Source organism: Microvirga sesbaniae (assembly GCF_025460805.1).
Lineage (GTDB): Bacteria > Pseudomonadota > Alphaproteobacteria > Rhizobiales > Beijerinckiaceae > Microvirga > Microvirga sesbaniae.
Genome location: NZ_JAMXFJ010000009.1, coordinates 171,238 through 182,983, shown reverse-complemented (window position 1 = coordinate 182,983; position 11,746 = coordinate 171,238). Strand labels below are relative to the sequence as shown.

Annotated in this window: 9 protein-coding genes and 1 pseudogene; 5 read left to right on the top strand and 5 right to left on the bottom strand. The window is 63.9% G+C overall.

What is annotated here, in order from left to right:
* Window positions 1-35: 35 nt before the first annotated feature.
* Entirely contained in the window at window positions 36-1,166 is a 1,131-nt protein-coding gene (locus tag OCW50_RS14955) for a sugar ABC transporter substrate-binding protein (protein ID WP_262269682.1), read from the bottom strand.
* A gap of 956 nt (window positions 1,167-2,122) precedes the next feature.
* On the opposite strand from OCW50_RS14955, the pseudogene OCW50_RS14950 reads away from it, so the two are divergent.
* From OCW50_RS14950 to OCW50_RS14930, 5 genes and pseudogenes are all read left to right on the top strand, one after another.
* Window positions 2,123-2,998: pseudogene (locus tag OCW50_RS14950) on the top strand (AraC family transcriptional regulator); the annotation flags it as partial.
* Between the two features lie 195 nt (window positions 2,999-3,193).
* Window positions 3,194-4,270, top strand: a complete 1,077-nt coding sequence (locus OCW50_RS14945; RefSeq protein ID WP_262298112.1) for an ABC transporter substrate-binding protein — start codon at window positions 3,194-3,196, stop codon at window positions 4,268-4,270.
* A gap of 82 nt (window positions 4,271-4,352) precedes the next feature.
* On the top strand, window positions 4,353-5,168 hold the full coding sequence (locus OCW50_RS14940) for an ATP-binding cassette domain-containing protein (RefSeq protein WP_262298111.1): 816 nt from the start codon (window positions 4,353-4,355) through the stop codon (window positions 5,166-5,168).
* Window positions 5,165-6,424: a sugar ABC transporter permease gene (locus tag OCW50_RS14935; RefSeq protein WP_262298110.1), complete on the top strand. Its 1,260-nt coding sequence runs from the start codon at window positions 5,165-5,167 to the stop codon at window positions 6,422-6,424. The genes OCW50_RS14940 and OCW50_RS14935 overlap by 4 nt, the downstream gene beginning before the upstream one ends.
* 21 nt (window positions 6,425-6,445) lie before the next feature.
* Window positions 6,446-7,174: an SDR family oxidoreductase gene (locus OCW50_RS14930; protein WP_262269678.1), complete on the top strand. Its 729-nt coding sequence runs from the start codon at window positions 6,446-6,448 to the stop codon at window positions 7,172-7,174.
* A 494-nt stretch (window positions 7,175-7,668) separates the two neighbouring features.
* Here the strand turns inward: OCW50_RS14930 and OCW50_RS14925 are convergent, their stop codons facing one another.
* The 4 genes from OCW50_RS14925 to OCW50_RS14910 are packed head-to-tail and all read right to left on the bottom strand — an operon-like array spanning window position 7,669 to window position 11,640.
* A complete protein-coding gene (locus OCW50_RS14925; protein WP_262298109.1) occupies window positions 7,669-8,406 on the bottom strand; it encodes a glycerophosphodiester phosphodiesterase family protein in 738 nt (245 codons plus the stop codon).
* Between the two features lie 31 nt (window positions 8,407-8,437).
* A complete protein-coding gene (locus OCW50_RS14920) occupies window positions 8,438-9,328 on the bottom strand; it encodes an ABC transporter permease subunit (RefSeq protein WP_262298108.1) in 891 nt (296 codons plus the stop codon).
* Between the two features lie 7 nt (window positions 9,329-9,335).
* Complete coding sequence (locus tag OCW50_RS14915) at window positions 9,336-10,343, bottom strand: ABC transporter permease subunit (protein ID WP_262298107.1); 1,008 nt, start codon at window positions 10,341-10,343, stop codon at window positions 9,336-9,338.
* Window positions 10,327-11,640, bottom strand: a complete 1,314-nt coding sequence (locus OCW50_RS14910; protein ID WP_262298106.1) for an extracellular solute-binding protein — start codon at window positions 11,638-11,640, stop codon at window positions 10,327-10,329. The genes OCW50_RS14915 and OCW50_RS14910 overlap by 17 nt, the downstream gene beginning before the upstream one ends.
* Window positions 11,641-11,746: the final 106 nt, after the last annotated feature.

Sequence of the window (11,746 nt, the reverse complement as noted above, 5' to 3'; positions counted from 1 at the left end):
CGGACCAGATCCGATGTGCCTCAACCGCGTGCCTCTTACTGCGTGTTCTTGGCGTCCTTCGCCATGATCTCCGGTGCCGTCACGTTGACGCCGCAGGCCGGAAATTCGTTGGCTGCGAAGAAGTTATCGGAGAGGTTCGACCAGTAGTTCACGTTGTCCTTGAGGGTCGTGTAGTCGACGGCCGGGATCGGCACCGAGATGAGCTGAGGCATCGGGTTGCCTTCGAGCGCCGAGATCGCGGCCTTCATGGAAATGGCGACGAGACCCGGCGACTGGCTGTAGGAGAACCCTTTCAGTCCTTCGCCCGCATGCTGTGCGATGAGCTTGCGGTAGCCGTTCTCGCCCTCGCCCGCCATCGGCACGAAGGGATGCTTTGCGTCCATCATGGCGCGCACGGATCCCGTGGAGCCGCCCTGTGTGAACACGGCCTCGAACTTGCCGTGTACGGCGAGCGCATCGGCGGTCGCCTTCTGGGCCGTGCCATCGTCCCAGTTGCCCACCACCTCAACGATCTGGAACTTGCCTTCTTTCTCCATCACTTCGCGGAAGCCGAGATGGCGGTCGCGGTCCACGGAGTTGCCGGGCAAGCCCCGCACTTCGAGGATCTTGCCGTCGCGTTTCTGACCCAGCTCCTTAAGGAGATGCCGCGCCGAGAGGCGTCCGATTTCGAGCTGGTCTTCATTGACCTGCATGACCTTGTCCGTGTCGAGCACGTTGTCGAAGGGCACGATCACGACATTGTTGCGATCAGCCAGACGGATCACGCGATCGAAACCCTCGGGCGCCACTGCGATGGTGATGATGGCATCGTAGCCCTGGTTGATGAAGTCTTCGATGGCCCCGAGCTGCGCGGCGACATCGGTGCCGGTCGAGACGACCTTCAGCTCCTTGATCTTGTCCTTCATGCCAGGCTGCTCGGCATAAGCCTTGGCGGTCTGGATCATCTGGATGCGCCAGGTATTGCCAACGAAGCCGTTCACCACGGCGATGCGATAGGGGCCGGGCTTCTTGTCCCATTGCATGTACTTGGTCTGGGCACTCCATGGCTTGAAGCAGCTCGGATCCGGCCCTGGACCCGAGACGGACTTGGGAGCTGCAAGGGACGCAACAGACGAGAGCAGTAGGCCGGAAAAAGCGAGTGCAGACAGGCGAGCGGCGCGTGCCATATAATCCTCCTAGGACGGCGTTCTTCCCAGATCTGGTTCCTCTGTTGCGAACCTGGATCGATTAACATGTTAGTTCCCGCCGCAGGGTAAAACAAGCAACCCTGCCAAACTCGGCTGGATAAGAAGGAGAGCCTTCCCAATGTCGGGTCCGGCGGGACAGCCGTAAATCTGTTTCATGGGCGGATTCCGAAGAAGAGGTCTCCAGCGGCTAGAGGAGAACGCCCGGCCAGGGTCAATCTGGGATCAGCCTCATTCGAAAGAACCTCGTCTCGGAAGGTCTGCTTGCCCTGTGACTGCGGACGTTCGGCTTTCGTCGGCCCCGTGCCATGACGAGACCTTCCCATCTTGACCGATGGGGCCTCCCGAACAGGGTCGCCGCGGCTGAGGATGCGATCCTCTGCACCCGCTCGATGGATGATTGCGGCTGCTCACCGATGCTCGTTCAGGGTGGGAGCCGACGGCGATCAGGTTCCTGCGGCCGTACACAGGCGGGGCCTTGGGCGCTCCCCAAAGGTGGTGTGCGCAGGTGATGCGCGGCGTCGCGGCGACGCGCCACGACGATTCCTCTGCGGTCCGTGATGATCCCGATCCGGGACGGAGGTCGTTCTTGGTCTGCCGGGGCGCGACGGCCTCAATGAAACATCATAACAGACACGCAGAGATCGGCCCATCCTGGGCGGTCACGCGGGTCACGATGGACCCGGCCGGCTGCCTCAGGCGAGGCCAGCACGACAGGAGGAACACGGGCCGCCCGGCATTCCGGAAAAGGATGCTGCATCCATAGCGATGAGACCTTCGTCGCCGGATGTCAAAAAAGTATCGGCGAGACCTTAAAAACGTGCTGGCACGTGCCGATCCCGGAGATTACCGTGAGTGCCAGCAAGAGCCGAGACAAAGTCGGCCGGCTGGGAGCGAAGGGCGCTGCGGCCATCCGCATCGCCCTGGAGGAAACGGACATGGAGCCGGATCTCGAAGTCGTTCAGATAAGGCCTGGCGAGTCGTTCGCCGCCTGGTCGCACGGCTATCCCTACCGCACGGTGCGCTGGCACTTTCATCCCGAATACGAACTGCATCAGGTGGCTGCCACCAAGGGGCGCTATTTCGTCGGCGACTTCATCGGGGAATTCGAGCCCGGCAATCTGGTGCTCACCGGACCGAACCTTCCGCACAATTGGGTGAGCGATGTTCCGAAGAACATGGTCGTTCCCCTCCGCTGCCGCATCATCCAGTTCAGCGAGTGCTTCATCAGCGGAGCCACGACGGCGCTGCCTGAACTCGCGGCGCTGTCGCCGGTCCTGGAATCCTCCCGGCGCGGCGTTCTCTTCAGCCGGGAGACGAGCCATGAGATTGCCCCCCTGATGGTCGAGATGATGGGCGCACAGGGCGTGCGCCGCATTGAATTGTTCATGTCGATCGCCGGATTGCTGAGCCGCGCGAAAGGATCGCGGATGCTGGCCAGCGCCAGCTACCTGCCTGACCCGTCGGGGTACATGTCCGTCGGGATCAACAGGGCGCTCGCCTTTATCCGCGAGAACCTGACACAGCCCTTCGGCGAGGCGAAACTCGCGGCGATTGCCGGCCAATCGACAAGCGGTTTCTCGCGCGCCTTTCGCCAGCACACGGGCATGTCCCTGGTGCAGTACGTCAAGCGGCTGCGGATCAATCTCGCGTGCCAGATCCTGATGAGTGACGAGCAGGCCTCGATCACCGGCATCTGCTACGAGGTCGGCTACAATAATGTGTCCAATTTCAACAGACAATTCTTGGCCGAGAAGGGCATGACGCCCTCCCGGTTCCGGCGCCTTCTGCTCGACAACGGCCACGCGGCCAAGAAGGACAAGACGACCAAGTCTTCTCAGGGAGGCGCCAGACAATACCACCTCGATCCACGAGTGAACGGCCGGGCCGCGCACGAGGGCCCGCGGGACGAAGTGCTCCGCTGAGGGCGCACCGGGGAGCGGCACGGTCCTGTCCACGAGACAGGCGGTCCGCCCGCCCGACAACAAGGACGAATGGGAGAGAAACGAATGATCAAGTCTTCATGGAAACTCGGCAGCCTTGCGGCGCTGACTCTGTCCCTGCTCGCCGGAACCGGCGCTGCCATGGCCCAGAACGCGAAGGTGACCAACACCACGGTGGCCTTCCTGATGCCCGATCAGGCCTCGACCCGCTATGAAGAGCACGACTTCCCCGGCTTCAAGGCCGAGATGGAGAAGCTCTGCCCGACCTGCAAGGTCATCTATCAGAATGCCGATGCGAACGTGTCGCGCCAGCAGCAGCAGTTCAACTCCGCGATCTCGCAGGGTGCGAAGGTGATCGTGCTCGACCCGGTCGATTCCGCCGCGGCCGCCTCGCTCGTGAAGCAAGCGCAGGGCCAGGGCATCAAGGTGATCGCCTATGATCGCCCGATCCCCGATGCGAAGGCCGATTTCTACGTCTCGTTCGACAATCAGGCCATCGGCAAGTCCATCGCGGATTCGCTGGTGCAGCACCTGAAGAAATCCAATGTCACCGTCGGGGGCGGCATGGGCGTCCTGCAGATCAACGGCTCGCCGACCGACGCGGCCGCGGGCCTGATCAAGAAGGGCATCCACGAGGGCCTCGACAACAGCGGCTACCCGATACTGGCGGAATTCGACACGCCGGAATGGGCACCCCCGAAGGCGCAGCAATGGGCCAGCGGCCAGATCACCCGCTTCAACAAGAACATCCTCGGCGTGGTGGCGGCCAATGACGGCACGGCCGGCGGCGCCATCGCGGCGTTCAAGGCTGCCGGCATGAACCCGGTTCCGCCCGTCACCGGCAACGACGCGACGATCGCGGCCTTGCAGCTGATCATCGCCGGCGATCAGTACAACACGATCTCCAAGCCGAGCGAGATCGTAGCGGCCGCCGCCGCGAATGTGGCCCTTCAACTCCTGGGCGGCGAAGCGCCGAAAGCCGACACGATGCTGTTCAACACGCCGTCCAGGCTGTTCGTGCCTGCCGTCATCACGGCGGAGAACCTGAAGGCGGAGATCATCGACAAGAAAATCAATTCAGCCGAGCAGCTCTGCTCGGGCCGCTATGCGGATGGCTGCAAGAAGCTGGGCATCATCCAGTAAACGGCGAAATCCGTCCGGCTGCCCGACCGGCAGCCGGACGTCACGCGTGGCGCCGGCACGTCGCCTGCGGAGTCGAGGAAGAATGGACAGAACCCAGGAGCAGCGCGACACGCGCGAACCAGTGCTCAGCCTGCGCGGCATCTCGAAGCATTTCGGTGCCGTTTCGGCTTTGACCGACATCGACCTGGACGTGCATGCGGGTGAGGTCGTGGCCCTTGTCGGCGACAACGGCGCGGGCAAGTCGACGCTCGTCAAGATCCTGGCGGGAGTGCACCAGCCGAGCTCCGGATCGATCACCTTCCGCGGCAAGCCGGTGACACTCCCGGATCCCAGCGCGGCGCTCGCCCTCGGGATCGCGACCGTGTTTCAGGATCTCGCCCTGTGCGAAAACCTCGATGTGGTCGCCAACATCTTCCTTGGCCGCGAGCTCAGCCCCTACCGGCTCGACGAAGTGTCCATGGAGCTGAAGGCTTGGACCCTGCTCAACGAATTGTCCGCGCGCATCCCCAGCGTGCGCGAGCCCGTGGCCTCTCTCTCGGGCGGCCAGCGCCAGACCGTCGCCATCGCGCGCTCGCTGCTGCTCGAGCCCAAGCTCATTCTGCTGGACGAGCCCACGGCCGCCCTGGGCGTCGCGCAGACGGCCGAGGTGCTCGACCTGATCGAGCGCGTCCGCGACCGTGGACTCGGGGTCATCATGATCAGCCACAACATGGAGGACGTGCGCGCCGTCGCGGACCGCATCGCCGTGCTCAGGCTCGGTCGCAACAACGGCGTCTTCGAGCCCGATGCGTCGAACCAGGAACTCGTCAGCGCCATCACGGGCGCGGCGAACAACTCGGTCTCGCGCCGCGCCAGCCGACGCCAAGCGCAAGGCCCGGCACCGGAGGAACGCCCATGACCAAGGGTGCAGAGCAGAACGCGCAGGCCGCCCCGCTTATCGACCGCAGGGACGAGCGCGTGAAGCACGCGGAAGGCATCGGTGGCTCAGCCCGCGCCTTTTGGGACAGGATCCGCTCCGGCGATCTCGGGTCGCTTCCGGTGGTGGTCGGCCTGGCGATCATCTGGACGGTCTTTCAAAGTCTCAATCCCGTGTTCCTGGCGCCGAACAATCTCGTCAATCTCCTGTTCGACTGCTCGACGGTCGGCGTGATCGCGCTCGGAATCGTGTGCATCCTGATCGTGGGCGAAATCGATCTGTCGGTGGGATCGGTCAGCGGCTTCGCATCCGCGCTCATCGGCGTGCTGTGGGTCAACCAGGGCTGGCCCGTCGCGATCGCCATTCTGGCGGCGCTCGTCTTCGGCGTTCTGATCGGCGCGCTCTATGCGGTCCTGTTCAACCGCTTCGGCATGCCGAGCTTCGTGGTGACCCTCGCGGGCCTTCTGTCCATCCTGGGCCTGCAGCTCTACCTGCTCGGCTCCACCGGCTCGATCAACCTGCCCTATGAAGCGCCCCTGGTGAATTTCGGCCAGCTGCTTGTGATGCCGGATCCCGTGTCCTACGCCCTTGCGGCTCTCCCCGGGATCGTGATGTTCGTGCTGGGCCACCGCATTGCGGCCCGGAGGCGCGAAGCAGGATTGTCGCCTCAGCCGCTGACCAGCCTGCTCCTGCGCTGCGTGCTGGTCACGGTCGTTCTCGAACTCGTCGTTTATTACCTCAACCTCGACCGCGGCATCCCCTGGATGTTCGGCCTCTTCGTGGGCCTCGTCGTGGTCATGAACTATGCCCTCACGCGCACGAAATGGGGCCGCCAGATGCTGGCCGTCGGCGGCAATCGCGAGGCCGCGCGCCGCGCGGGCATCAATGTGCGCTTCATCTACATGACCGCGTTCATGCTCTGCTCGGGTCTCGCCGCGGCCGGAGGCATTCTCTCCGCCGCGCGCCTCGCCTCCGCGAGCCAGCAGGCGGGCACCGGCGACGTCAATCTGAACGCCATCGCGGCCGCCGTCATCGGGGGAACCAGCCTGTTCGGCGGCCGCGGCAGCGCTTATTCGGCCCTGCTCGGCATCATCGTCATCCAGTCGATCGCAAGTGGGCTGACGCTCCTCGATCTCTCCTCATCGCTCCGGTACATGATCACCGGCGCCGTGTTGGCCATCGCGGTCATCGTCGACTCCTTGGCGCGCCGCTCGCGCGTATCTCACGGCCGGGCCTGAAACCAAGACGAAGGAAAAACCATGGGTGAGAAACTCTCCGGCAAAGTTGCCGCCATCACCGGAGCGGCCTCCGGCATCGGCCTCGAATGTGCCCGGATCCTCCTCTCCGAAGGCGCACGGGTCGTGCTGGTCGACCGCGACGAGGAAGCGTTGAAGACCGTCTGCGCCGAACTGGGCCCGCAGGCCCTCCCCCTGCGCGTCGACCTGACCGATCCAGCGAGCGTCTCGCGCATGATGCCGCAGATCCTCGAGCAGGCGGGCCAGCTCGACATCTTTCACGCCAATGCCGGCTCCTATATCGGCGGGGAGATTCTCAAGGGTGATCCGGATGCCTGGGATCGCATGCTGAGCCTCAACATCAATGCCGCTTTCCGCTCCATCCATGCGGTGCTTCCGCACATGGTGGAGCGCAAGACCGGCGACATCATCGTGACGAGCTCCATCGCCGGGCTCGTTCCCGTCGTCTGGGAGCCGATCTACACCGCCTCCAAGCATGCCGTACAGGCCTTCGTGCACACGGTCCGGCGGCAGGTTGCCCCGCACGGCCTGCGCGTCGGCGCCGTCGCACCCGGACCCGTGGTCACGGCCCTCATCAAGGACTGGCCGAAGGAGAAGCTCGAGTCGGAGCTGGCGGCAGGCGGCCTGATGCAGCCGGTTGAAGTGGCCGAAGCCGTCCTGTTCATGCTGACGAGGCCTCGGAACGTCACCATTCGCGATCTCGTCATCCTGCCGCAGAGCAACGACCTGTGATGCGCGCCGGCGCAGGGCGTCGCCCCTCAGACCCCTGTCTGGACGATTGAACGGCCATGGCAAGCCATGTCCCCGGAATCGATGTCGGCACCGGCAGCGCTTCAAACAATCGGGATGGCCGGCACAAGGCCGGCCATGACGTGAGAGGGGGGTGGGAAGGGCCGAGGGTACCATGACCTGGGAGGGTGTTGTCACCGGCCCAGACCACCTCTCCACGTCATCACCGGGCTCGTCCCGGTGAACGCGATCGGAACAACGCAGAGCGCATCGTGCGGACCCTCCGGGTCGCCGACGTGACCCTTCGGGTCCGCCCCGAAGGAAGAGCCGCTTCAGGATGTGAGCATCGAATCCGATCCCAAACCTGGGGCCATGTTTCACGCCCGATGCTCCAAGCTTTTGAAGGCCGGCCTCGCCTGACAGGGAAAGCACTCGCAGGAGAGGCATTCCGATCCCCGAGAGATCCTTGCCCATGGCTGACCCGAGCGGCCCGTGCCTCACCCGTGCTGTGTGCGCACCTGCAGCGCAAGATCGGGGCGATCGCTCGTGATCTGCGAGATCGGCTGACTGAACCAGTAATCGAGTTCGCGGACCGTGTTCGGGACCCAGGCGCCAAGCTTGTCCCGCCCGACGATCTCGACCGCGCGGTCGATCGCCAGCCGAAGCAGCGATTGCTCGACGGCGACGATGCACCCGAGATCGACGAATCGCCGCAGGGTCCGGTCGACGCCGCCGAAGGCTTCGCAGGAGCGGCGGTCGACCGAAGCGAGCCGGCGCATGCCCGGCGCCTTGGCGCGGATCTCCTCGATGACCTCCGGGACGAAGCAGGTCAGGACCACGCGAGACGACAAGCCGCGGGCTTCGACGAGCGCGATGACCTTTTCGAGCAGGCCCGGATAGGGATTGCCGAAGGCATCCATCTTCATCTCGATCTCAAGCTCGATTCCGGTGGGGCCGAAGACGTCGAGGACGTCCGGCAGCGTCGGGATCGTCTCCCCCAGGGTGTCGTCGAGCCTCACCTTGGCGAGGGCGTCCCGCGACAGGTGACCGACAGGTCCCTTGTGGTCCGTCGTACGGTCGAGCAGCGGGTCGTGGATCACCATGATCTCGCCGTCGCTCGACAGATGCACGTCGAGCTCGACCGCATCGACCTTCAGGCCGCAGACATTGCGGAAGCCGCCGAGGCTGTTCTCCGCCCAGATATTGCGCGCGCCGCGATGTCCGATGATTCGCATGGAAGGGTGCCCCGCTTCGGTCTGTTGGTCACTACTTGCCGCTGTCGACCAGTCCCTTCACGAACCAGCGCTGAAGGAGAAGGATGACGATGGTGGGCGGCAGCATGGTGAGGAAAGCCGCATTCATCAGCAAATGCCATGTCGGCAGCGAATCCGGCCGCGGCATCAGCTTCTTCAGCCCGATCACCGCATTGGCCATCGCCGGATCGGTGGTGAGCAACAGCGGCCAGAGATACTGGTTCCAGCCCATCAGGAAGAGGATGATCGCCAGCGCCACGACGTTCGATCGCGACAGGGGCAGGAGGATCAATCGAAAGAACTGCCACGGGCTTGCTCCGTCGATGCGCGCCGCCTCGCAGAGCTCGTCGGGAACGGTGAGGAAAAACTGGCGGAAGAGGAAGGTCGCCGTGGCGGAGGCGATCAGCGGCAGGATCAGCCCTGAATAGGTGTTGACCAGATTCCAGTCGAGATCGATCAATGCCTGAATGCCGAGCCAGGAGCCGAGGATGTTGAGCGGCAGAGCGACGTTCGCCGCCGACTCGTAGGTTGGCACGATGCGCACCTCGATCGGTAGCATCAGCGACATGAAGATCAGCCAGAAGGCCGTCATCCGGAAGGGAAAGCGGAAATAGGTGACGGCGAAGGCCGCGATCACCGAAACGGCCAGCTTTCCGACCGTGATGCCCGTGGCGATGATGAAGGAGTTGAGGAGCAGCCGCCCGAAATCGGCATTGCTCAACACGGTCCGCATATTGGCGAAGAACTGGCTGCCGGGGAGCCAGGACATCGGCACGCGCATGATCTCCGCCTGCGAGAGCGAGCCGGTGACGAAGACGAAATAGATCGGCAGGCAGACGAGCGCCGCGCCGACCAGCAGGATGAGGTGGCAGACGGCATCGAGGATCGGCGTATGTTCGTTCATCGTCGGCCTAGACGCTGTAATTGACGCGGCGTTCCACGTAGCGGAACTGGGCGATGGTCAGAAGCAGCGCGAGCACCATCAGCACGACGGATTGCGCGGCGGAGGAACCGAGGTCGAGCGTGACGAATCCGTCCAGATAGACCTTGTAGACCAGGATGGAGGTCGCGCCGGCCGGGCCGCCACGGGTGGTGGCGTCGACGATGGCGAAGGTCTCGAACAGCCCGTAGACGAAGTTGATCACGATCAAGAAGAACAGGGTCGGCGTGACCATCGGCAACGAGATGCGCAAGAAGCGCTGGATCGGCCCCGCGCCGTCGAGATAGGCGGATTCGAGGATCGACTGGGGCACCGAGAGCAGCGCCGCGACGAGGAAGATGTAGTTGTAGCAGATGTGCTTCCAGGAGGCCGCCATGACGATCAGGGCGAGCGCATGCCAGGAATTGCGGTTCGGATCCCAATCCAGCCCGAGCCCCTGCAGGGTGTGGGCAATGGGGCCGACCCGGGGGTTGAACAGGAAGGCGAGCATGATGCCCGCGATAGCGGGGGCGATCGCGTAGGGCAGCAGCAGCACGGTCCGGTAGGCGCTGCGGCCCCGCAGGATATGGTTCGAGGCGAAAGCGAGCAGCAGCGCGATCGACAGCGTCAGCACGTTCTGGGCGATGGTGAAGATCAGCGTGACCTGCGCCGAGGACCAGTAGACTCCGCTGCGGAACAGTCGTTCGAAATTCTCGAACCCGACCCATTGCGTCGTGGCGCCGAAAGGGTCGGTCAGCTGGAAGGCCTGGATCAGAGCCCGGACCGACGGGATGAAGAAGAACAGCAGCAGGATGAAGAGCTGCGGCGCCAGCAGCCAGATGGGCAGGCGCCATTCCCGGAAATGCGCACGCTTCAGCCCGCTTTCGGACTGTGCATCGTCGGCGCTCCTGAGGAAAAGGCGCCTCAGTGGCCAGCGGAGGCGCAAAGCGCCGCCGCCGGCCGTGCCGGGGAGAGCAGCCGTGCTATTTCTTGCCGGCATTGAGCTGCTCGTAGCGGCGTAGCGCCTCGTTGCCGCGAGCCACGGCGTCGTCAAGCGCCTGCTGCACCGGCTTCTTGCCGAGGAAGGCGGCCGAGACCTCTTCCATGATCGCGACGTTGATCTGGTTACTGTTGCCGATGCGGAAGCCGAGCGAGTTGTCGCTGGGCGTGCCGCGCATCAGCTGCAGCACGGCGATCTCGCGCGTCGGGTTCTTCTGGTAGTAGCCTTGCGCCTTGGCCGCTTCATACGCTGCGGTCGTGACCGGCACATAACCCGTTGCCTGATGCCACCAGACCTGCGTGTCGGTTTTGGCGAGGAAATCGTAGAAGGCCGCGACCGCCTTGTACTTCTCCGGCGAATGCCCCTTCAGTGTCCAGAGCGCCGCGCCGCCGATGACGCTGTTCTTCGGGGTGACACCCTGCTCATAGGGCAGCTCGGCCGCGCTCCAGTCGAATTTCGCGGCGGCGACGACCGCGGCGTGCGAGGCGGTGGAGGCGATGATCGTCGAGCATTCGCCCGAGGTGAAGAGCTGGATTGGAATGATGCCCTGGCCGGCGAGCTGCATCACACCGGACGAGACCAGCCGCTTCATGCGCTCGACCTGATCGACGAGCTTGCCCTTGTTGAAAACGTAGCTGGTGTCCAGACCATCCATGCCGTTGCGCTTGGTTGCATACGGGATGTCGTTCACCGCGCTGTAATTCTCGAGGAAGCTCCACTCGTAGTCGCCGGGGAGCACCATCGCGCATTTCGACACCCCCTTGGCCTTGATCGCGTCGAGCTGCGGCTCGAGCTCCTGCCAGGTCGCGCCGGGCTTGTCGAATCCGGCGGCTTTGAAGTGGTCGCGATTGTAGAACAGGATCGGAGTCGAGGAGTTGAACGGCATCGCCTGGAGCTTGCCGTCGATCGCGTAGTAACTGACGACCGGAGCGATGAACTGCGAGGCGTCGATCGGGTGGCCCTCCTGTGCCATCAGATCGCTCGTGGGAACGATGGCGCCGGAATTGACCATCGTCAGGAAAGAGCGCTCGTTCGACTGCACGATCTCGGGCTGGCGCTTGGCGCGATAAGCCGCAATCGTGCCGTTCAGCACCTCGTCATAGGTGCCCTTGCCGATCGCCTTGACGACGTATTCCTTCTGGGAGTCGTTGAACTTCTTGACGAGTTCCTCGACACGCTCGCCGAGCGCGCCGCTCATGGCGTGCCAGAACTCGATTTCAGTCGCCGCCCGCGCGGGAGAAAGCCCCGCTAGCAGCATTGCGCCCGCACCCGCCAAAGCACCGTAGAAAGATCGCATGTAAAGCCCTCCCTCATTAGGTTGTGTGAGCATATGCTCTTTATTGAAGCATATGCTCGCACACTGGCTTGTTATGTCAACCGTTGATGACGGGTCGATGACGGCT

Bases quoted from the DNA above. Each gene is read 5' to 3' on its own strand.
- OCW50_RS14925 (WP_262298109.1), bottom strand. From the start codon at position 8,406: ATGCGAATCATCGGACATCGCGGCGCGCGCAATATCTGGGCGGAGAAC.
- OCW50_RS14955 (WP_262269682.1), bottom strand. From the start codon at position 1,166: ATGGCACGCGCCGCTCGCCTGTCTGCACTCGCTTTTTCCGGCCTACTG.
- OCW50_RS14940 (WP_262298111.1), top strand. From the start codon at position 4,353: ATGGACAGAACCCAGGAGCAGCGCGACACGCGCGAACCAGTGCTCAGC.
- OCW50_RS14935 (WP_262298110.1), top strand. From the start codon at position 5,165: ATGACCAAGGGTGCAGAGCAGAACGCGCAGGCCGCCCCGCTTATCGAC.
- OCW50_RS14910 (WP_262298106.1), bottom strand. From the start codon at position 11,640: ATGCGATCTTTCTACGGTGCTTTGGCGGGTGCGGGCGCAATGCTGCTA.
- OCW50_RS14920 (WP_262298108.1), bottom strand. From the start codon at position 9,328: ATGAACGAACATACGCCGATCCTCGATGCCGTCTGCCACCTCATCCTG.
- OCW50_RS14930 (WP_262269678.1), top strand. From the start codon at position 6,446: ATGGGTGAGAAACTCTCCGGCAAAGTTGCCGCCATCACCGGAGCGGCC.
- OCW50_RS14945 (WP_262298112.1), top strand. From the start codon at position 3,194: ATGATCAAGTCTTCATGGAAACTCGGCAGCCTTGCGGCGCTGACTCTG.
- OCW50_RS14915 (WP_262298107.1), bottom strand. From the start codon at position 10,343: ATGCCGGCAAGAAATAGCACGGCTGCTCTCCCCGGCACGGCCGGCGGC.